Consider the following 20617-nt stretch of genomic DNA (forward strand, 5'->3'; position numbering starts at 1 on the left):
AAATATAAGAAGAAATACAATGATAGTCAGTTTATCTATAACCGGTCTTTATACGAGTTTGTTGGCACTTTTATTTGTTGGTTTAGCCATGAATATTATCCGGTTACGTTTACAGTTTAAAACAGGGATTGGTGATGGTGGTCATCAGGCATTAGCACAAGCTATTCGTGTGCATGGTAATTTCGCTGAATTTATTCCTTTAGCGTTATTGATGTTAGGAATATATGAAGTCAATGGAGCAAACCCTATAGCGTTGCACCTTCTAGGAGCGGTTTTATTTATTGGCCGAATATTACATGCTATAGGACTATCAAAAACAACAGGACTTTCAAAACAGCGACAAATAGGTATGGTCTCACTATTTATCGTTATTCTTATTTTAGCGGTTGAAAATATACGTTTATTTATCAGTTAACCGTCTTTAATAACATGGCAATGTGCGGAATATTATCTTCTAAATACATTTTTGATACACGTTCAAAACCATGTTTATTATAAAAATTTTCTAGGTGTTCTTGTGCTGATATTTTTATTTTCTGATCGGGAAAGTACCGTTGACAAACGGTTAAAGCTTTAGTCATTAGCCGATGACCCAAACCTGTGCCTCTCGCTTGTGCTGCCACAATAACTCTACCAATTGCAATATAATCATCGTAACTTTGACCTTTGGCTAAAATACGTAAATAGCCTGCAATATTACCTTCTAGATAACAAAATAGGTGGACAGTATCTTTATGTCGGTCAATATTATCTATATCAGGATAAAAACAAGTTTGCTCAACAACAAAGACATCAATACGCAGTTTTAATATTTCGTATAGTTCATCAATATTGAGATCTTTAAAATTTTTTACTTGCCAAGCTATAGTCATTATCTTACCTATTACGATGAGAAAAAAGGCTATTTTTTCATGATTTTTGATACAGGTAAAGTTAATAACCTATATGCTTAGTGATGAAGCACTTGTAAATAACCATGATAACTTTTGCTTGTTAAGTAATTGGAAATGTCTTTACGATATTCACTAATATTTACTTGAGGAAACTCAATGTACATCGTCTCTTTTAATGAAATATCATCAAGAAAGAGTATGTAGCCTAAAGGTAAGTATTTTGGAGAAAAGTTGTTTTGAAATATTGTCGTACGCACTTCAGAAGCAGTGTAGTATTGTTTGCAGCCAAAATTTCTTTCAAGGGTTGGAAGAAGTTTTGTGCCGTAACTTTTTATTGACCAGTATTTAAACATTGCTATTCCTTAGCTGTTTTTTATCATCCATTTTCTCGAGAAAAATATACGCTGTTCTATGTAAATGTCAATAGTTTTAGCGATTAGCTGATTTTTATACTATATAAAATAAGGGGTGTAGAGAAGTTAGCGGTTTAGTTAACTGTACTATTGAGCATTTAAAACCTTGATTTTATCAGGGTTTATAAAAAATGAGCTGCCTATGAGTTTTTATAAGCAGCACAGCTATTCGTTTATCTATTTGTTATGGCGCTTTTGCAACACAGCCATGACCTCTGACATATCAATATTCTGATCTTGAAGTAAAACGAGCGTGTGATAAAACAAATCTGCGCATTCTCCGAGTAAATCATCTCTTGTTTCTGCAACAGCGGCGAGTGCAACCTCAACACCTTCTTCACCCACTTTCTGAGCTATCTTGGTTGTGCCACGAGAAAATAAATGAGCGGTATAACTTGTTTCCGGGTCTTGTCCTTTTCTACTGGCAATGACTTGTTCTAATTTGCTCAGAAAGTTTTGTTGGCTTAATTTTTGTTCAGGGAAACAAGACTCTGTACCCAGATGACAACTAGGACCGATAGGCCGACAAGCAATTAACAAACTGTCGTTATCACAATCTGTCAAAACCTGGCTAACATTCAGAAAGTTTCCTGACGTTTCACCTTTTACCCAAAGCGCTTGCTTTGAACGACTAAAAAAAGTGGCTTTGCCTGTGGTTAATGTTTTTTCAAGGGATTCAATATTCATATATCCTTGCATTAGCACGGCCCCCGTATCTTGATGCTGAATAATTGCCGGTATTAAATCAGCCATTTTAGCCCAAGCTAATTCGTTGATATTCTCTAGGTTAACTAACATAATCTGATCTCTATATTTTGACTTTTCAACGTTTGTTTTAATTCGTTCATCTCAATGATACCTTTATGGAAAACACTCGCCGCTAATGCACCATCTACATCGGCTTGTTTAAAAACGTCAGAAAAATGTGATATTTCGCCCGCTCCCCCCGAAGCTATTAAGGGAACATTGCACACAGCGCGTGCTTTTTGCAATTGCTCAATATCATACCCTTGACGAACACCATCTTGGTTCATGCAATTTAGAACAATTTCACCAGCCCCACGTTGTTGCACTTCTTTGATCCAATCAAACGTTGTCCATTTCGTTTGTTGAGTACGGGTTTCATCACCAGTAAACTGATAAACTTGATACAAACCGGTTTCTTTATCATAAAAACTGTCAATACCAACAACAATGCATTGTTGACCAAATACATCAGCTAAGCGGGTGATCAAGTCAGGGTCTCGTAAAGCAGGGGAGTTTATCGATATTTTATCTGCGCCCATCATTAATATTTCTTTTGCATCTCGCTCTGTTTTTATACCACCAGCAACACAAAAAGGGATATCGATAACTTCTGCTATTCTGCTAACCCAACTCTTATCAACGACTCTATCATCAGCGCTGGCAGTGATATCATAAAAAACTAATTCATCAGCACCGGCTTGTGCATATTTTTGCGCAAGAGGAACAATATCACCTATTATTTCATGATTTCGAAATTGAATACCTTTAACGACCTTGCCATCGCGAACATCAAGACAAGGTATAATTCTTTTTGCTAACATTAGACTTTACCCTTAGCATTTGGCCAACATGCAATTGCCTCTTCAAGTGTGAATTTACCTTCGAGTAATGAGCGGCCTAGAATAACACCACTAACACCGGTTGGAATCAGTGCTTTTATGTCTTCAAGACTGCCAATACCACCTGAAGCTTGCCACTGGATATCTGGATATTTTGCGCAAACCTCTCGATATAAATCAACATTGGTTCCTGTTAATGTCCCGTCTTTACTGATATCAGTGCAGAGCACGTGTTTAATGCCTGCATCTTGGTATTGGGCAAGCAAGTCTTCTAAATTAACGCCACTGTCTTCAATCCAGCCATGGGTAGGCAGTGTTTTATTACCGTTGGCATCAATTTTAATATCAAGGGCTAAGACAATTTTTTCACTGCCATAGGTCGTTACCCATTGAGTAACGAGTTCAGGTTGCTTAATCGCTAAGCTACCAATAACCACACGGTCGGCACCAAGTGCTAATAGTTGTTTTACGTCTTCTTCGCAGCGTATACCTCCGCCCACCTGTATGGTCATGGTTGGGTGTTTAACAACGGTTTTTAAGGTTTCAAGTTGACGTTTAGTGGAATCTTTTGCGCCATCTAAATCAACAAAGTGCATCACGGTTGCGCCTGATTTAGCATACGCTTGCTGACGCTCTTGAACCGTGTATTGGTAGTTCGTCTTTTGGTTGTAGTCGCCCTGAAATAACCGGACTACTTCGCCGTTTATTAAATCTATTGCGGGTATCATCATGATGTCAGTATCTCTGTTGAGTCGAGCTTTAAAAAATTCTTAATAATTTTACTGCCTAATTCACTTGAACGTTCAGGATGAAATTGACAACCAATAAAGTTATTTTTTGTGATAGCTGCTGAAAATTCACTGCCATATTTACAAACTGCAGCGGTATATTCACTTATTGGCGCAGCAAAGCTATGGACAAAATAAAAATAGTCGCCGATATTAATCCCATTAAATACTGGGTGATCAGTCATAGAAGTTAGCGTGTTCCAGCCCATATGGGGCAGTCTATTGTTTTTAGCATTCAAGGGGACAATATCGGTGTCAATAATACCTAAACATTCAACTTTTTCACCCTCACTGCTTTCCAATGATGAATTACACATTAACTGCATGCCTAAACAAAAACCTAAAACAGGTTGAGTTAAGTTTTGTAATGTTTCTACTAACCCCTTAGCTCTAATATTTGCCATCGCATGTTTTGCAGTGCCAACACCGGGCAGTATCACTTTTTTAGCTTTTTTAATCGTCTCAATATCATCAGTGATGATGACTTGAAAACCTAACCGTTCTACCGCGAATTTTACTGATGATAAGTTGGCGCAGCCAGTATCAACAATAACGTTCATGGTTGCTTTTTCAGCAGACATCACAGAGTACCTTTAGTGCTAGGGAGTACATCGCCACTTACCGTAATTGCTTGGCGTAATGCTCGGCCAAACACCTTAAATAAACTTTCTACTTGGTGATGACAGTTACCTTCGGTTGTTGAAAGGTGCAGGGTAATTGCCATCGAGTCTGCAAGTGAACGGAAAAAGTGTGAAACCATTTGCGTCGACATATTGCCTACTCTGTTATCTGTAAAGTCAGCATCAAATTCAAGCCACGGACGACCTGATAAATCGATAGAGCATTCCGCGCGACATTCATCCATCGGCAGTACAAAACCAAAACGACCAATGCCACGTTTGTCACCTAATGCTTTTCTCAGTGCTTGACCAAGTGCTAGAGCGGTATCTTCAACACTATGATGTTCATCAATGTGATAATCACCATCGACGCTAACGTCTAATGAAAAACCACCATGAGCAGCGATTTGCTCAAGCATGTGATCGAAAAAGCCTAAGCCGGTATTAATTTTTACGATGCCGATTTTATCTAAATTAACGCTAACATTAATATTGGTTTCTTTGGTGGTACGAACAACTTTAGCTTCACGTTGTTGTTGGTTCAATAATTGTGCTGAGATTGCCAACCAATTTAAGTTTTCTCTGTTATATTTTATTCCCTCAATACCCATGTTAGCAGCAAGTTGTATATCGGTTTCACGATCGCCAATGACAAAAGAATTTTCGAAGTTGACTTTACCTTGCTGTAAGTAATCACTGACTAAGCCAAGTTTCGGTTTACGACAACTGCAATTTTCATTGTCAAAATGTGGGCAAAGCAGTACATCATCAAATATAACGCCTTGTGATGAAAATATATCCATCATCTTGTTGTGGGGTAAATCAAAGTCGGCTTGTGGATAACTAATCGTTCCTAAACCATCTTGGTTTGACACCATGACTAAACGAAAGCCCTTTTTTTGCAGTGCTAATAAGACAGGGATGACGTTAGGTTCAAAAACTAATTTCTCAAGGGTATCTACTTGCTTATCAGAAACTGGCTCTTCAATTAAAGTACCATCTCTGTCGATAAATAATATGTTTTGTTTTTTTGTATTGAGCATTTTTAGGTCTCTGATTTAACTTGTGAAAAGGCATTGGCGATCGTGTTTTTGAGTAGCGATAGCTCACGTTCACTACCAATACTAATACGTAAGCAATCGGCTAATTGCTGTTGCGCTGATTGGTCGCGAATTAAAATACCTTGTTGTTTAAGGCAATCGAAAATAAAGTTTTTGGTATCTGTATCTACGGCGCGAAATAAAATGAAGTTAGCATCACTATTAAAAACGTTAACACACCAGTCTTGGCCTTTCAGCCAATCGAATAGTTGGATACGTAAAATTACGGTTTCTTGAACACGGATAGTCACTTGTTCAAGCCCTTTTTTTGCCAATGCGGAGCTTGCAATATCAGCGACGGGCGCTGATATTGGGTAAGGAGCAATAACCTTGCTGAGCATTGTTATAATATCTGCGTTAGCTAAGGTAAAGCCACATCGTAGGCCTGCGAGTGCAAATGCTTTCGATAACGTTCTTAGTATAACCAACTGTGGGTAATCTTTTAACCAATTCGCCGTGCTCTTTTCAGGGCTAAATTCAATATAAGCTTCGTCAACAACAACAATCGCGGTGTCACCAAACATCTCAAGTGCTGCACGAATCGAGTTGGTTGTTAATACATTACCTGTTGGGTTGCCGGGTGAGCACAAAAAAACCACTTTTACTTTACCCACTTGAGCTTTCATTGCTTCAATATCAAGTTGGTTATCAACTAATGGTACGCGCGTAATACCTGCACCGTGATTCTCAGCGCTAATCGCATACATACCGTAGGTCGGCGGACAGATTAAAATGCTGTCTTGATAAGCTTTACTAAAGGTACGTATGATAAGTTCAATACCTTCATCAGCGCCGCGAGTAGCAAGAATATTGGTTGGCATTACCCCTGAATATTCACTATAAGCTTTGATTAAATTATCAGGTTGAAAGTCTGGATAACGGTTAATACAGCTACTATTTAAAGTATATATTCCCGGCCCAGAGGCTTCATTGGCATTAAGCCAAATCTTATGACTTGTTGTCGAAGATGAGTCACTGCCACTTGCATACAGTCGTCTTGCTGATTGATAGGGCACCATATCAACAAGTTCTTCGCGGGCAAGTTTATCGGCTATTGTTGACATAATTATTCCTCTAACCTGATCGTTACGGCTCGTTTGTGACCATCTAAACCTTCAGCATCCGTTAGCTCAGTTATGCATTCGGCAATATTCATCAAGCCTTGTTTAGTGATTTCTTGCACCGTAAATCGTCGAGAAAAATCAGCTAATGACAAACTAGAAATGACCTTTGAATAACCGTAAGTGGGTAAAACATGATTGGTACCACTGGCGTAATCACCTGCAGACTCTGGGGTATATTCACCAACAAATATTGAACCAGCATTACGTAAAGTTTTTAATAATTCTTGGGCATTATCAGTTTGAATGATTAAGTGCTCAGGCGCATAACGGTTAGAGACCTCAACCGCTGTTGATAAATTATCAACTAAAATTAATCGACTTTGAGTGAGCGCTTGTTCTGCTATTTTTTGGCGAGACAGTACGGCTACCTGAGTTAATAACTCACGTTGAACGTTAGCGATTAATTCAGCGCTGTCAGATAATAAAATAACCTGGCTATCAGGACCGTGCTCCGCTTGAGAGAGCAAGTCAGCAGCGATAAAGCTTGCTTTTGCGTTTGCATCAGCAATAACTAAAACTTCAGAAGGGCCTGCAGGCATATCAATAGCAAAACCATTTATTTGCTGAGCCAGCTGCTTTTTCGCTTCGGTAACATATTTATTGCCAGGACCAAATATTTTGTTAACGGGTTTTATTGTCTCAGTGCCAAAAGCCATTGCTGCACAACCATGTGCGCCACCGACCGTATAAATTTCATCAATTTCACATAATTTTGCGGCAACAAGAATTTCGTCAGCAAGTTTACCGTTAATGTCAGGAGGACAAACTAAAACAGTACGTGGACATTTTGCTAGCTGCGATGGAACACCAAGCATTAATACCGTTGAAGGCAATGGAGCAGAACCGGCAGGAATATATAAACCAACGCTTTCTATTGCTTCCGTTTTTAACGTACAACGTACACCAGGTGCCGTTTCTACGGTAATATCTTCAGATAATTGTGCTTGATGAAAACGCTTGATTTGCCCATAGGCGGTTTCAATGGCTTTTAATCTTTTAGCCGACAATGCTGCTCGTGCTGTTGTTATTTGTTCATCAGTAACGGTTAATGTTGTCAGCTTTACACCATCAAATTTCTCCGTTAATTCATAAAGCGCTTTGTCGCCATTTCGTTTCACGTTATTTAATATGTTTTCAACTTGCTGCGAAAGTAAGCCGCTTTCATTTATCTCTGGTCGAGCTAGCGCTGATTGCTGCTCACGTTTTGATAATGCTTGCCAATCAATCATTTTATTTTCCATTACCTTAATCCTAACCTTTATACTTTACTTGTCGTGAAGATGATGATCATTAACCCATCATTTTTTCAATGGGCATAACCAATATAGAGTTACAGCCTAGTGCATTAAGCTTTTCCATGGTTTCCCAAAAGAAAGTTTCTGTCGCAACAACATGTACCGCAACTAAATCATCTCGACCGGCCAAAGGCAAAATTGTGGGTGTTTCTTTACCTGGCATAAGGGCACTTACTTCAGCTATTTTGTCTTTTGGTGCATGTAACATAATGTACTTGCTTTCTTTTGCCTTTATGACCCCTTGAATACGTGGCAGTAGTGTATCGAGAATACTTTGCTTTTCACTACATAATGGGTCAGCTGTTTGAATAAGAGATGCTTTAGATTTAAAAATCTGTTCAACTTCAACCAAACCATTAGCTTCTAATGTTGCGCCGGTTGAGACTAAGTCACATATACCGTCAGACAAACCAACACGCGGTGCAACTTCGACGGAGCCTTTTAATAAACAAAATTCAACATTGATACCTTTGTCTTTTGCATAACGATTAAGTAGCTGCGGGTAAGTGGTTGCAAAACGCAAACCGTCTAAACTTTTGATGCCTTGATAATCAAAACCTTCAGGCATCGCAATCGATAAACGACAGCCACCAAAGTTAAGGGGTGAAGTACGAATATATTGAGACTTTTGACCCATGAGTTCGCGTTCTAACGCGGCTTCTTCTAAGGTGTTGTCACCGACAATACCTAAATCACAAACCCCGTCCATAACTAAACCTGGAATGTCAGAGCTACGAACGCGCATGATATCGATAGGCATATTAGCAACATGTGCTAACAAGCGTCGGTCAGTAACATTGAGCGTTAAACCACAACGTTTGAGTAAAGCTTGAGTGTCGTCACTTAAACGACCTGATTTTTGCATAGCGATGCGTAAGCGAGTTTCTGTTGTCATGTTTGTATTTCCTTTAGTAAAATCTTTGACCAAAATTGTGGTACGTGTATATACAATTTCAAGGCCTATAAAATGCGAAAAACCCCCGAGAGAGATAGACTCTTTCGGGGGTTAGATCTGAGTTATATAACTCGCCGAAAGGTCAATGCCCCTCAGCGAATGAACCTGAGCGGCTAATCGATATGGTGATGATGGCGATGTAATGTGCTTAGGTTAATGTTCATATTGTACTCGTTATCTGTTTTTATTTACTAACAAGTTACTTAACTTGTACTGTTAATATGGTAAATAATTTAACGAAAGATTCATTTCGTTAAGATTATTCTCTAATTGGTACTTACAGTACTGATTATTTTTATAATGGGCAAGTAATAAATAAGTTGTTCTTATAAAATAATCGCATAAGGTTATAAAGAATTCTAAAAAATGGTCGATACTTAAATTAACAGGTTAATAAAAGGTTAAACAATTAATGGATATTTTTACCACCGTATTAACACGTGTTGTACAGGTGCAAATTAAACCAGAACGCTTACGTGTAAAAGCTTTAGCTAAAGAGCCTTCAATTAATAAGTTAACGGATGACCCTGATCATATTGAAAGTCATGAAAACTATGTTGACTTTTCTAAAGAGAATTCAGAAAAAAAACAAGAGCACAAAAATCAGAATCAGCACCCAGAGAGTATATTAGAGGTTGAAGACGATATTGCCGACAATCGTGTAGATGACATATCAGGAGTGATCACCCACAAAGAAGAGCTGATTCACCCCGTAAAAAAACATGATGAACTTGATGAAGACATCCATCATTTAGATCTTTTTGTTTAAAGTTTTTATCAAACACAGACTACATTAATGGAATGTGTATTTCTCTCTGGCTTTTTATTCTTTATACTGGCAACAATATTTATTAGTAGTATTTTTCATGACACTCGTTGAACAAGCATTTTCATCCTCAGGTATTCTCGCTAAAGTGCTTTCCGGCTATTCTCCGAGGCAGGCTCAAATTGATATGGCGATAGATGTTGAACGCGCCATAGAACATAAAAGTTGCTTAATTGTTGAAGCAGGTACGGGGACCGGCAAAACCTTTGCTTATTTGATACCTTCATTGCTTTCAGAAAAAAAAGTGATTGTTTCAACGGGGACGAAAAACTTACAAGAGCAATTGTTTCATAAAGATATTCCGCTTATTCGTAATGCCATGGCGACTAATGTGCAAATTGCCTTACTAAAAGGGCGAGCAAATTACCTGTGTATTTATCGCCTTGAACTTTATGTAAAAGAGCGAGGGCAATTGGATGCAGCAATGCTGACAGATTTTGTCAAAATTCGTTCATGGGCAACATCAACCCGTAGCGGAGATATTGGCGAAATAGTTGATGTAGCCGAAGACTCCGGCATATTTCCTTTTGTTACCAGTACCACCGATAATTGTTTGGCAAAAGATTGCCCTAATTTTGACGACTGTTATTTAGTTCAAGCACGTAAAAAAGCCATTGACGCTGATGTGTTGGTGGTTAATCACCATTTGTTTTTTGCTGATATGGCGCTAAAAGATACCGGTTTTGGTGAACTTATTCCCAAGGCTGATGTGGTCATTTTTGATGAAGCTCATCAAATTCCTGATATTGCGAGTGAATACTTTGGTGAAGCTTTTTCTACTAAGCAAGTGCTTGATTTATGCTCTGATGTTATTCAAATATATAAAACAACATTGACTGATGTGAAGCAACTCGGAAAAGCGGCGGAGAAATGTCAAAAGGCTGCACAAGAGTTTAGGTTGTTATTTTACCATGATCCAGAACGAGGCAATTGGCGAGAAAAATATCGTCAACCAAGATTTGAACAGGCATTTGCTGCATTAAAAACTGATCTCGATTTTCTGTATCAAGTGATTAAATTATGTATCTCACGTAATGAAGCCATTGATAATTGTTATGAGCGTGCGGTAGATATACTTGCTAAATACGACATTATGGCGAATGTTGACATAGATGGTATGAGTTTTTGGTATGAAACGACTCGTCGGCATGTGGTCTTACACTTAACTCCCTTAAGTGTTGCTGACAAATTTAGTGACTATATTGCTAAATCAGAGGCGGGTTGGGTGTTTACTTCAGCCACTTTAGCAGTAAATGGTGGCTTTGATCATTTTTCTCAGCAATTAGGGTTGAATTTAGCCAAAACTAAAGCGGCAACGTTACTTGTTGATAGTCCGTTTGATTATCAAGCGCAGTCACAACTCGTGGTGCCACGTTACTTACCTGATGCTCAGCACCATGGTCGAGCATTAGCATTAGCTGAATTAGCAATACCTTTAATTTTGGCGAGTCAGGGCGCTTGTTTCTTATTGTTCACGAGCTATAGAATGTTAAATCAAGTGGCTGATATTTTAGCCGAAAAGATTGAATCCCCCTTATTAGTGCAGGGGCGAATGAGTAAAGGACTTTTATTAGCTGCTTTTATCGATAATCCGCAAGCGATTTTATTGGCAACGGCAAGTTTCTGGGAAGGCGTTGATGTGCGAGGCGACAAATTAACTTGTGTGATCATTGATAAATTACCGTTCGCTTCGCCTGATGACCCCATGTTGCAGGCGCGTTGTGAGGATGTTCGACGTCGTGGTGGCGATCCTTTTGCTGAAATTCAATTACCGCAAGCTGTTATAGCATTAAAACAGGGCGTTGGTCGTTTAATTCGAGATGTTACCGACCAAGGCGTCATGGTAATATGCGACGATAGGCTAGTGAATCGACCTTATGGTGAAGTCTTTTTAAAAAGCTTACCAACGATGAAACGCAGTCGAGATATTGAGCAAGCAAGCCGATTTTTGACCACGTTATCGAAATAACAGATAATTTAAAAAGCAATAACGACACATTTTAGAGAGAATAATTTGAATTTTTTGGCAATAGACGCTTCAACTGAAGCATGTTCAGTCGCATTAACCTTTAATAACCAAACGATCAGTGAGTTTGAGTTAGCCCCACAATCACACAGCTTACTCTTACTGCCGATGATTGACCGCTTACTTAAAAAAGCAGATATAAAATTAGCGCAATTAGATGGGCTTATTTTTGGACAAGGACCCGGAAGTTTTACAGGGGTACGAATTGGCGTTGGCGTTGCACAAGGTTTAGCTTTTGCGGCAGACCTAAAAGTTGTTGGCGTGTCAACGTTACAAGCGATGGCGCAAAAGGCTTATAGATTGCATCAACAAGTTGAGGTCATCGCGACTATTGATGCCCGTATGTCAGAAGTTTATGCAGGTTATTATCAGTTAAATGCACAAGGTATTATGGAAGCTGCCCTTGATGATACGGTGTTACCTCCTGCCAAATTAGCGGAGTATTTGAGTGGCTTTTTAACTGAAAATCAACAGGTTTATGGTGTCGGTACAGGATGGGACGCTTATAAAACAGAACTTGAAACCTTAAAAATTAATGCTGGAACGCCAGAAATAATTTTTCCTCATGCGGAAGAATTGTTAGATATTGGTCTGTACTACTTTTCAAAAGGAATGGCGGTAAGTGCTGAAAATGCGCAGCCTGTTTATGTACGTGATACCGTTTCATGGAAAAAACTGCCAGGCAGATAATTGATTTTATTTTAAGAAAAACACAAAAAGTTTTGTGATTTCACAAAACTTTGGTAAATTTAAAGTATGCAAATAAATAGTGCAAGTTCGTACACGCCCCAATCAAGCGGATCTTTGTCGGTTGATAACCCAAATCAGGTTGCTGAGCAACGTGACCGTTTTCGTGTACAAGAAACGCAGCAAAGCACGCAGCAAGTAGAAAAAAGTAATAAGCAAAGTGCGCAACAAACGCAAGAGCAAAGCAAACAAGCAGCCCAAGTTGAGCGTTTTGATATTGATGAGCAAGCACTTGCTCTGGTTGAACAAGCCCAATTCGAAAATCAACAAGCACAGCTCAACCAAAGTTCATCTCGAACATCTTTACAAAGTAATAATGCTTTTTCAGGCCAAAGTAACCCGCAAAGTGCTGATAAGAATGGTAGCCAAGCGAGCTATGACTCCCCATCAAAACAAAACCAAACGGCAATTGCGGCATACTCTTCAATAGACAACATTGCTCAACGTGAGAGTATTAAGCAGGTATTTGGTGTTGATTTACTCGCGTAACAACCGCGCTGAATCACTTTTTGTCATTTTATAATTTATCCTTAAATATAATGAAAAATACAATATGAATACTCAATCGTTACCTTTCTCGACAAAATATCGCTTTTGGCTGATATTGTGTGCAGCCTTGATTTTGAGTCAAATTCCGATTATTTCGATTCCTTTTAAGTGGCTTGAAAGCTATTTTCATGAAATCAGTCATGGCTTGGCGGCTTTATTTACTGGCGGTTCTATTGTACAAATTCAATTGTTTTCGAACGGAGCAGGGCTGTGTACGACTCGTGGTGGTATGAGTTTTTTGATTAGCTTTATGGGGTATGCTGGCGCGGCATTATGGGGGATGGGCATTTATTATATTGCCACTATGCACCAACGAATAGCCCAAATATTGAGTGGTATTATTGCTTTATTATTACTAACGACTCTTGTTTTTTGGGCGAGAGATTTATTAACGTTGCTTATTATCACCGCTTTATTAGCGTTAGTTGTGTTGAAGTTTAAATACAGTAAATTAAGTTACTTGCAGATAAGTTTACAAATAACAGGAGCACTTATTTTACTCAATAGTGTAAAAAGCCCTTGGTACTTGATTGATGGACGAAATATTGGTGACGGTGCCGCATTATCACAACTCACTGGCATACCTGAATTTTTATGGGTTATTGTATGGTTTAGCATTGGTGTTGGTGGTATTGTTTGGTTAGCAAGAACGTCTAAAAAAAGGTAAATATGATGAAAAAACGTAACCTACTATTAATGTTACCTTTGTGGGTAAGTGCCTTATTTATGAGTGGCTGTACATCAGTTCCAGAAGCTTTACAGGTATCTGAAGAGACAGTACTGACAAATTTTTCTGTGGTTCGTGATAATACAAATAGTGAACAGGGCAAGCTCGCTCGCTGGGGCGGTGTCATTGCTAAAGTGACTAATAATGTGAACAACAGTATGCTGGAAGTTGTTTACTTTCCACTGAAATCATCGGGTAGACCTAAGCAAAGTGATGAAACACAGGGACGTTTTCGTGTTTACTTTAATGGGTTACTTGATCCTATAATTTATAAAGAAGGTCGAAGTATAACGGCTTTAGGCAGTGTTGCAGTCTCAGAGGAAGGAAAAATTGGCGAACACGAATATAAGTATCCTGTGCTGAAATCGTCGTATATACATTTATGGAAAGACATTCAGAAAGTTGATGTAAGTATGACGCATAATCCTTTTTGGTACTCCCCTTCGTTCTGGCATTATCAGCGCCCATCGTACTATCCCAGAAGCGTAATTGTGCGTAAAGCTTCAGCGCCTGTTAAAAAATAAATAGTTAGCTTTTTTATGATAAATAAAATTGAAGAAATTAGTTTTAATTTAGGTGAACTGACCCTGACTGGTTTGGCTTTTGGCGATAAAAATGATGAGTTGTTGCTGTGCCTGCACGGCTGGTTAGATAACGCAGCTAGCTTTTTACCATTAATGCCTTACTTAAAAGGTAAGCGTGTTATCGCATTAGATTGGCCGGGACATGGCTTGTCGTCTCACAGAAGTGCGGATGCTCATTATCACTTTATAGATTATGTTTATGATTTGTTACTGCTGTGGGAGACAAATCAATGGCAAAAAATTGATATTGTTGCTCATTCAATGGGCGGTATGATCTCTTCTGCATTTTCAGCGGCTTTTCCGGAAAAAGTTAAATCATTAACCTTACTTGATTCTATTGGCTTTATAAGTAGTGACGCACAAGAAAGCACTGAGCATTTGCGTAAAGGGATGCTCAGTCGCTTAAAGAGTAATGCAGACATAACATCCTCATCTAAAAAGAAGAAAATTCATCCAAGTCTTGAATCTGCGGTTAATGCTAGGGTTCAAGTGTCTGATTTAAGTTTTGAACAGGCAAAATTACTTGTTGAACGAGGGATCATTAAAGAAAAGAACGGTTTTTTTTGGCGCTCTGATAGTCGTTTAAGAACCAGTTCTGCGTATCGTCTTACTTTAGGACAAGCGAAACAATTTATTCAAGATATTTCCATACCTGTACAATTAATTTATGGTGATAAAGGTTTGTCTTTTGTACAAAGTGGTTTAAAAGAATTTGCGCCTTTGTTTGGTCACTTTTCCAGTCATAAATTAATAGGAGGACATCATTTCCATATGGAAACCCCTGAGGCCACCAGTAGACAAATTTTAGAGTTTATTAGCTGATTTTTTCTAATATTGGCTATTTATTAAAGAGAAAGCTGTAAACCCTAACAAAAATTATAGACATCAGACCAGTAATCACGTAAAAAGAAAATTCAAACATCCGTTTTAATAATTCAAATAATTAATATAAAATAAAATGACGAGTTCGATTAAACAATAAAACTAAAAATATTAATCGAATAAAACCAATAATCGTCTAAAGTTAAGCTATTAATAGAGGAGTCGTAAAGTGCAAAAAACGCAAAAAATTTGGCTTGAAAAAAGTTATCCACCTGGTGTCCCATTTGAGATTGATGCAGATAAATACTCCTCATTATCTGATATGTTCAATAAATACGTTGATCTTTATGCTGAACGTACTGCCTTTATTAATATGGGTGCAGAGATAAATTACCGAGATTTAGAAATTCAATCAAAAGCTTTTGCTGCTTATCTGCAACATGACTTAGGACTAGTTAAGGGCGATAAGTTCGCTATTATGGTGCCAAACTGTTTGCAATACCCAATCGCATTATTTGGTGCTTTGCTTGCTGGTTTAACGGTTGTTAACGTAAACCCGTTATACACTGCTCGTGAACTTGAGCATCAATTGAAAGATTCTGGTACTAAAGCGATGCTGATCATTGAGAACTTCGCGAGTACCTTAGAAAAAGTCATTGATAATACCTCTGTTGAACATGTCATTCTTACGTCATTAGGCGATAGACTAGGTATGGTAAAAGGCGCAGTGGTTAATTGTGTTGTTAAATACGTTAAAAAAATGGTCCCCGCTTTTAAGCTAGCTAATCCTATTCGATTTAACAAAGTTATTTCACAAGGCCTGCTAAAAACGTATAAGCCTGTTGTTCTTTGCGGTGAAGATCTCGCATTCTTGCAATATACGGGTGGTACAACCGGTGTTTCAAAAGGGGCTATGCTGACCCATCGAAATATGATTGCCAATTTATTACAAGCGAAAGCTGCAATAAAACCATTAATGGAAGATGGTAAAGAACTCGTTGTAACCGCTTTACCGCTTTATCATATCTTTGCATTAACGGCCAACTGTCTAACTTTTTTGACGTTAGGTGGTACCAACTTGTTGATCACTAATCCTCGAGATATGCCAGGTTTTGTAAAAGAACTTGCTAAGTATCGCTTCACGGCAATAACAGGAGTTAATACTTTATTTAATGGTTTATTGAACACATCAGGGTTTAATGAACTTGATTTTAGTGCGTTAAAAATGTCACTAGGCGGCGGCATGGCAGTGCAACGCTCTGTAGGTGAAGAATGGGAGCGTGTTACGGGTACGCGTTTATTAGAAGGGTATGGTTTAACAGAATGTGCGCCTTTAGTGACATTATGTCCTTATAACCAAAAAAGTTACAGTGGTAACATTGGTCTGCCTGCTTCATCAACAGATATACGTATCATCAAAGATGACGGAAGTGACGCAGAAATAGGTGAACCAGGTGAAATGTGGGTTAAAGGCCCGCAAGTTATGAAAGGCTATTATCAACGTGAACAAGAAACAGCTGAAATCCTCAAAGAAGGTTGGTTAGCGACAGGTGATGTAGCGGTTATGGATGATCAAGGTTTCTTTAAAATCGTTGACCGTAAAAAGGATATGATTATTGTTTCAGGCTTTAACGTTTATCCTAATGAAATTGAAGAAGTGGTGATGATGCATGAAGGTGTATTAGAAGTTGCTGCTATCGGTATTGAACATGAAGCAACGGGTGAAGCAGTAAAAATATTTGTTGTTCTTAAAGACAAAACGCTTACAGATAAAGATCTTATTAAACATTGCAGAGAAAACTTAACCAGTTATAAAGTTCCTAAGCATGTTGAGTTTCGAGATGAATTGCCAAAAACAAATGTCGGTAAAATTTTAAGACGAGAACTAAGATAACGCGTGAATACACTGATAAAAATGTATGCATAAAAAAGGCTGCAACTGTTTAACACTTGCAGCCTTTTTTAATTTTACTTTTGTGCGTTAACACGTTGTCCGTTAACCGACAAACTATCAGTCGTCATTAAATAAACATAAGCGGGCATAATATCTTTTGGTTTTGCTGAGTCATGCTCACTTTCTCCTGGGTAAGCAATACCACGCATTGGTGTGCGCGTTGCACCAGGATTAATGACATTAACCCGTAAGGTGCTCGTTTCGTATTCATCAGCAATGACTTGCATGAGTCCTTCAGTGGCAAACTTAGACACACTATAAGCGCCCCAATAAGCTTTACCTTTGTTACCGACACCAGAAGTGGTAAACACTAATGAGGCATTGTCACTGAGTAATAATGCAGGAATTAACGCTTGTGCCATCAAATGTTGAGCCGTTACATTGACTTGCATAACGTCTTGCCAAATTTGTTCGTGCACCTGAGTGTAAGGGGTAAGTTCACCAAGTATTGAAGCATTAAGTAATGCCCCATCAAGTTGTCCAAACTGATCCACAATTGTTGAGGTCATATCAATATAGTTTTGTTTCGACGCACCTTTTAAATCGAGTGGAATAATGGCCGGTTCAGCTGAACCTTGAGCAATTATCTCGTCGTAAACTGATTCTAATTTAGCTGTGGTTTTCCCTAATAAAATAACAGTAGCGCCTAATTCTGCATACGTTAATGCAGCTTGACGACCAATACCATCTCCTGCGCCGGTGACTAAAATTATTTTATTGGCTAAAGATTTTGCCGTTATTGGGTAATTAAACATAGTTTGAACACAAATTATTTATGAAAATATGAGGAGTAATTCTACTACTTTGCCCTACTGACTGACGAGTAATATTTGAAATTTTTAGCTAAAATAGCGCTATAAGTTATAATAAAACAAAAAACCGCTAGCACTTAGGCAATTCTTGCGTTAAGTTTAACTGGTCGAACAAGTTAATTTTGTGATCGAAATATCATAAAATTAAAAATAAATAAAAAATAAAGCATAAAAAGCTAAATAATATAAAGCTCGTCTGTGGGGAGATAAAATGAAAAAGCTCGTACTTAGTGTTGCTATTGCCAGTATTCTAGGATTAACGGCATGTGATGATGAATCAATTAAAGATGTTCAAAAAGAAGTGGTTGATAACGGCAGTGCCGTAACAGCAACCGCGCGTGTCAAATTTGACCCAAGTGCTGGCGCTGCCGGACTTTCTATTCCAAATGACTTGATTTTTCAAGGCACCGTTGACGGTACGTTAGAAATTCCTGTTGTAGATCCAACTGATGGTTCAGACCCTTTAGTCGCCATTAGTGCACTAGACGGTTGGTCCATTTCTCAGCCTTTTCCTTTAGCGATTGAATTCCCTGCGGGTACCTCTTTAGATGCCGCTAGTGCTTCAGAACCTGCGTCGGTAAGAGTTTTTGAAACAATTATGGGGGGTGATGCGAATGACAGTGACTGTACTGCTGTAACACGTGGCCTTGCCTGTAAGGTTGTTGGTGAGCTTGTGTTCATGCAAGATTTTGTTACGCAAAAGTCTGGCGATAATGTTTTGTTTATCCCAATTCAGCCACTTAAGGCAGAAACGACCTATGTTATGGTAATGACGAACAACCTTCGTGATAACAATGGTAAAGCTATTGCGGGTTCAACTACCTATGAATTAGCACGTCAAGATATTAATACTTTACCACTAGGTAATGCATCGCAATTAGGTTTGCAAGCTGCAATTAATAGTTATGAAGCTGCTGTAGTCGCAGCAGGGGTTGGTAGTGATACTATTGTTTATACCGCTGCAATGACAACACAATCAACGACGCGAGTATTAAGTACGGTTAAGTCTTTGATGGCTGCGGGCGTACCTCAAATGGTTGCTAATGCTCAACAAGGAATTCCTGCAATTGGCGTAGTCGATACTGATATTTCAGTTGCAAACGTATTAGCGGGTTCAATTCCAGAAAGTTTGATCCCATTATATTCAGCAGCAAACTACATGCGTGGTTCAATTACACTTCCTTATTACTCAGGTGTACCTTCTGCCGAAAACCCATTAGCTCCTGTTAATGACTGGTGGCGTGCACGTTGTGATTCTGGCGCTACACTTGCAGGCTTAGCAGCAGCAAACCCTGCGGCGATACCTGCTGATGCGTTAGATGCTAATGATGGTTTTTGTATGAATTTTGGTTTACGTGATTTAAGCTCAAGCGCAAATCCAGTATTAGCCACTCTTGATACCGAACGTAATTTAACTAAGTTTAACCCTATCCCTGCAACAAGTGCGATGTTGCCCATTGATGTGCAAATGACTACCCCTGATTTAGTTTGGGCTAACCCAGTACGTGCAAGCATGGGCTTACCGGCATTAGAAGTACCTGAAAATGGTTGGCCAGTAGCGATTTTAGTGCATGGCATTACTTCAACCAAAGAACAAATGTTACCGATCACCGGTATATTATCGGCATTTGGTATCGCAACTATTGCGATTGATCAGCCATTACATGGTAGCCGTGGTTTTGATTTTAATGGTGACGGTATTGACGAGATTAATACCTCTACAGTGTCAACATTACACTATATTAACTTACGTAGTATGCTGAGTATGCGTGATAATACGCGTCAAAGTACCGCTGATTTATTAGGTTTGCGTTTAGGCATGAATTTCTTAGGTGGTGTTGATAGTGATGGTAATCCAATTAAAATTGATAGTTCTAAAGTACACCTTCTAGGACATTCATTAGGAGGTATATATGGTATGAATGCTGTTGGTTTAGCAAATACTGAACTAAATCCACAGATTGACGGATTATTTAAAATTGCTAGTACCTCTTTAGCGATGCCAGGTTTAATGTTAGCCAACTTCGGTATAGATTCACCAATATTTGAAGGCTTAACTAAGTCTAATTTAACTTTACGATTATCGCCTGATTTTGCTGCAGCAGTTGCAGCAACATTACCTGCTGATTATACTCAAGCTGAACTAAGTGGTTTCTATTTTGCTTTCTATGATGGTTTATCTATTGAGCAAAAAGCAACATTAAATGCTGGATTCGCGCAGTTTACGTTTGCCGCGCAAACGGTTACTGATTCTGGTGATCCTATTGCTTATGTACAAGCATTAGCAGCAACGCAAACACCTACACACTTCATTGAAGTTGTTGGTGACGGCGCAGATAACCTTCCAGACCAAACAGTGACTAACAGAGCACCGTTTACCCCTATGGGAGGCACTGAACCTGCTATTGCTTTATTAGGCTTGGAAGCTGTTAGTGAAACTACTGCTGGCTCAGGTGTGGTAAGATTTATTCATGGTCATCATACTTCAATACTTGACCCTCGTGCTACTGCCGCTTCACCTGACGCCGGGTTAAGTGCTAGAGCAACACAAGAGATGCAATCACAAGTAGCCGTATTCTTTGCGACGATGGGACAACAGATTAAAGTAACAGATACAGCTGTTGTAAAATAAAGCTAAGTTTAGCTTAACTGTTAAAAACCCTCTTCGGAGGGTTTTTTATTACCTTTTTTATAGCTTTTTAGTTTCTTAACTTTATTTATGCCGAACACGCCCCATATACCCTATAGATAAATTAATAAGTTAACCTCAAATATCATAAGTTATTGAACAGAACT

Annotated in this window: 21 protein-coding genes; 10 read left to right on the plus strand and 11 right to left on the minus strand. The window is 38.7% G+C overall.

Annotation, left to right across the window (positions count from 1 at the left end; translation table 11 throughout):
* Positions 1-19 precede the first annotated feature (19 nt).
* Positions 20-415, plus strand: a complete 396-nt coding sequence (locus H4J73_RS19580) for an MAPEG family protein (protein ID WP_182178430.1) — start codon at positions 20-22, stop codon at positions 413-415.
* Here H4J73_RS19580 and H4J73_RS19585 read toward each other — a convergent pair.
* From H4J73_RS19585 to hisG, 10 genes are all read right to left on the minus strand, one after another.
* A complete protein-coding gene (locus H4J73_RS19585; RefSeq protein ID WP_182178432.1) occupies positions 408-872 on the minus strand; it encodes a GNAT family N-acetyltransferase in 465 nt (154 codons plus the stop codon). The genes H4J73_RS19580 and H4J73_RS19585 overlap by 8 nt on opposite strands.
* A 77-nt stretch (positions 873-949) precedes the next feature.
* The gene (locus H4J73_RS19590) at positions 950-1246 is read right to left on the minus strand and encodes a DUF6559 family protein (protein ID WP_182178434.1); all 297 of its coding nucleotides are present in this window, start codon (positions 1244-1246) and stop codon (positions 950-952) included.
* 237 nt (positions 1247-1483) lie between these two features.
* Positions 1484-2104 carry a bifunctional phosphoribosyl-AMP cyclohydrolase/phosphoribosyl-ATP diphosphatase HisIE gene (hisIE, locus tag H4J73_RS19595; protein WP_182178442.1) on the minus strand — a complete coding sequence of 207 codons (621 nt, stop codon included), beginning with the start codon at positions 2102-2104 and terminating at the stop codon, positions 1484-1486.
* Positions 2098-2874 carry an imidazole glycerol phosphate synthase subunit HisF gene (gene hisF, locus H4J73_RS19600; protein ID WP_182178444.1) on the minus strand — a complete coding sequence of 259 codons (777 nt, stop codon included), beginning with the start codon at positions 2872-2874 and terminating at the stop codon, positions 2098-2100. Before hisF ends, hisIE begins: the two co-directional genes overlap by 7 nt.
* A complete protein-coding gene (gene hisA / locus H4J73_RS19605) occupies positions 2874-3623 on the minus strand; it encodes a 1-(5-phosphoribosyl)-5-[(5-phosphoribosylamino)methylideneamino]imidazole-4-carboxamide isomerase (RefSeq protein WP_182178446.1) in 750 nt (249 codons plus the stop codon). The genes hisF and hisA overlap by 1 nt, the downstream gene beginning before the upstream one ends.
* Positions 3620-4261, minus strand: coding sequence for an imidazole glycerol phosphate synthase subunit HisH (hisH, locus tag H4J73_RS19610; protein ID WP_182178448.1), 642 nt, complete (start codon positions 4259-4261; stop codon positions 3620-3622). Before hisH ends, hisA begins: the two co-directional genes overlap by 4 nt.
* Positions 4261-5343: a bifunctional histidinol-phosphatase/imidazoleglycerol-phosphate dehydratase HisB gene (gene hisB / locus H4J73_RS19615; RefSeq protein ID WP_182178450.1), complete on the minus strand. Its 1083-nt coding sequence runs from the start codon at positions 5341-5343 to the stop codon at positions 4261-4263. Before hisB ends, hisH begins: the two co-directional genes overlap by 1 nt.
* 2 nt (positions 5344-5345) lie before the next feature.
* Positions 5346-6464 (minus strand): histidinol-phosphate transaminase, encoded by a 1119-nt coding sequence (hisC, locus tag H4J73_RS19620; RefSeq protein WP_182178452.1) that lies wholly within the window; start codon positions 6462-6464, stop codon positions 5346-5348.
* Positions 6465-6466: 2 nt separating this feature from the next.
* Positions 6467-7765, minus strand: coding sequence for a histidinol dehydrogenase (gene hisD / locus H4J73_RS19625; RefSeq protein WP_182178454.1), 1299 nt, complete (start codon positions 7763-7765; stop codon positions 6467-6469).
* 49 nt (positions 7766-7814) lie between these two features.
* On the minus strand, positions 7815-8714 hold the full coding sequence (gene hisG / locus H4J73_RS19630; RefSeq protein WP_182178456.1) for an ATP phosphoribosyltransferase: 900 nt from the start codon (positions 8712-8714) through the stop codon (positions 7815-7817).
* Positions 8715-9186: 472 nt separating this feature from the next.
* Between hisG and H4J73_RS19635 the strand changes: the two genes are divergently transcribed.
* The 8 genes from H4J73_RS19635 (at position 9187) to fadD (ending at position 16949) form a co-directional block, all read left to right on the plus strand.
* Positions 9187-9543 carry a hypothetical protein gene (locus H4J73_RS19635; RefSeq protein WP_182178458.1) on the plus strand — a complete coding sequence of 119 codons (357 nt, stop codon included), beginning with the start codon at positions 9187-9189 and terminating at the stop codon, positions 9541-9543.
* A gap of 97 nt (positions 9544-9640) precedes the next feature.
* Entirely contained in the window at positions 9641-11569 is a 1929-nt protein-coding gene (locus H4J73_RS19640) for an ATP-dependent DNA helicase (protein ID WP_182178460.1), read from the plus strand.
* A gap of 45 nt (positions 11570-11614) precedes the next feature.
* Positions 11615-12316 (plus strand): tRNA (adenosine(37)-N6)-threonylcarbamoyltransferase complex dimerization subunit type 1 TsaB, encoded by a 702-nt coding sequence (gene tsaB, locus H4J73_RS19645; RefSeq protein ID WP_182178462.1) that lies wholly within the window; start codon positions 11615-11617, stop codon positions 12314-12316.
* Between the two features lie 66 nt (positions 12317-12382).
* Complete coding sequence (locus H4J73_RS19650) at positions 12383-12862, plus strand: hypothetical protein (RefSeq protein ID WP_182178464.1); 480 nt, start codon at positions 12383-12385, stop codon at positions 12860-12862.
* 64 nt (positions 12863-12926) lie between these two features.
* The gene (locus H4J73_RS19655) at positions 12927-13589 is read left to right on the plus strand and encodes a M50 family metallopeptidase (RefSeq protein WP_182178466.1); all 663 of its coding nucleotides are present in this window, start codon (positions 12927-12929) and stop codon (positions 13587-13589) included.
* Positions 13590-13591: 2 nt separating this feature from the next.
* Complete coding sequence (locus H4J73_RS19660) at positions 13592-14173, plus strand: Slp family lipoprotein (protein ID WP_182178468.1); 582 nt, start codon at positions 13592-13594, stop codon at positions 14171-14173.
* 15 nt (positions 14174-14188) lie between these two features.
* The gene (locus H4J73_RS19665; RefSeq protein WP_182178470.1) at positions 14189-15055 is read left to right on the plus strand and encodes an alpha/beta fold hydrolase; all 867 of its coding nucleotides are present in this window, start codon (positions 14189-14191) and stop codon (positions 15053-15055) included.
* Positions 15056-15284: 229 nt separating this feature from the next.
* Positions 15285-16949, plus strand: a complete 1665-nt coding sequence (fadD, locus tag H4J73_RS19670; RefSeq protein ID WP_182178472.1) for a long-chain-fatty-acid--CoA ligase FadD — start codon at positions 15285-15287, stop codon at positions 16947-16949.
* Between the two features lie 74 nt (positions 16950-17023).
* On the opposite strand, the gene H4J73_RS19675 is transcribed toward fadD, so the two are convergent.
* Positions 17024-17764, minus strand: a complete 741-nt coding sequence (locus H4J73_RS19675) for a YciK family oxidoreductase (RefSeq protein ID WP_182178474.1) — start codon at positions 17762-17764, stop codon at positions 17024-17026.
* A 268-nt stretch (positions 17765-18032) separates the two neighbouring features.
* On the opposite strand from H4J73_RS19675, the gene H4J73_RS19680 reads away from it, so the two are divergent.
* Positions 18033-20453: a VolA/Pla-1 family phospholipase gene (locus H4J73_RS19680; RefSeq protein WP_182178476.1), complete on the plus strand. Its 2421-nt coding sequence runs from the start codon at positions 18033-18035 to the stop codon at positions 20451-20453.
* The last annotated feature ends 164 nt before the right edge of the window (positions 20454-20617 follow it).

This window comes from Colwellia sp. MB3u-41, from assembly GCF_014076845.1.
Classification (GTDB): Bacteria; Pseudomonadota; Gammaproteobacteria; order Enterobacterales; family Alteromonadaceae; genus Colwellia_A.

Excerpts from the sequence above, each read along its gene's own strand:
- H4J73_RS19580 (WP_182178430.1), top strand. The coding sequence starts at position 20 with ATGATAGTCAGTTTATCTATAACCGGTCTTTATACGAGTTTGTTGGCA.
- H4J73_RS19585 (WP_182178432.1), bottom strand. The coding sequence starts at position 872 with ATGACTATAGCTTGGCAAGTAAAAAATTTTAAAGATCTCAATATTGAT.
- H4J73_RS19590 (WP_182178434.1), bottom strand. The coding sequence starts at position 1,246 with ATGTTTAAATACTGGTCAATAAAAAGTTACGGCACAAAACTTCTTCCA.
- hisIE (WP_182178442.1), bottom strand. The coding sequence starts at position 2,104 with ATGTTAGTTAACCTAGAGAATATCAACGAATTAGCTTGGGCTAAAATG.
- hisF (WP_182178444.1), bottom strand. The coding sequence starts at position 2,874 with ATGTTAGCAAAAAGAATTATACCTTGTCTTGATGTTCGCGATGGCAAG.
- hisA (WP_182178446.1), bottom strand. The coding sequence starts at position 3,623 with ATGATGATACCCGCAATAGATTTAATAAACGGCGAAGTAGTCCGGTTA.
- hisH (WP_182178448.1), bottom strand. The coding sequence starts at position 4,261 with ATGTCTGCTGAAAAAGCAACCATGAACGTTATTGTTGATACTGGCTGC.
- hisB (WP_182178450.1), bottom strand. The coding sequence starts at position 5,343 with ATGCTCAATACAAAAAAACAAAACATATTATTTATCGACAGAGATGGT.
- hisC (WP_182178452.1), bottom strand. The coding sequence starts at position 6,464 with ATGTCAACAATAGCCGATAAACTTGCCCGCGAAGAACTTGTTGATATG.
- hisD (WP_182178454.1), bottom strand. The coding sequence starts at position 7,765 with ATGGAAAATAAAATGATTGATTGGCAAGCATTATCAAAACGTGAGCAG.
- hisG (WP_182178456.1), bottom strand. The coding sequence starts at position 8,714 with ATGACAACAGAAACTCGCTTACGCATCGCTATGCAAAAATCAGGTCGT.
- H4J73_RS19635 (WP_182178458.1), top strand. The coding sequence starts at position 9,187 with ATGGATATTTTTACCACCGTATTAACACGTGTTGTACAGGTGCAAATT.
- H4J73_RS19640 (WP_182178460.1), top strand. The coding sequence starts at position 9,641 with ATGACACTCGTTGAACAAGCATTTTCATCCTCAGGTATTCTCGCTAAA.
- H4J73_RS19650 (WP_182178464.1), top strand. The coding sequence starts at position 12,383 with ATGCAAATAAATAGTGCAAGTTCGTACACGCCCCAATCAAGCGGATCT.
- H4J73_RS19655 (WP_182178466.1), top strand. The coding sequence starts at position 12,927 with ATGAATACTCAATCGTTACCTTTCTCGACAAAATATCGCTTTTGGCTG.
- H4J73_RS19660 (WP_182178468.1), top strand. The coding sequence starts at position 13,592 with ATGATGAAAAAACGTAACCTACTATTAATGTTACCTTTGTGGGTAAGT.
- H4J73_RS19665 (WP_182178470.1), top strand. The coding sequence starts at position 14,189 with ATGATAAATAAAATTGAAGAAATTAGTTTTAATTTAGGTGAACTGACC.
- H4J73_RS19675 (WP_182178474.1), bottom strand. The coding sequence starts at position 17,764 with ATGTTTAATTACCCAATAACGGCAAAATCTTTAGCCAATAAAATAATT.
- H4J73_RS19680 (WP_182178476.1), top strand. The coding sequence starts at position 18,033 with ATGAAAAAGCTCGTACTTAGTGTTGCTATTGCCAGTATTCTAGGATTA.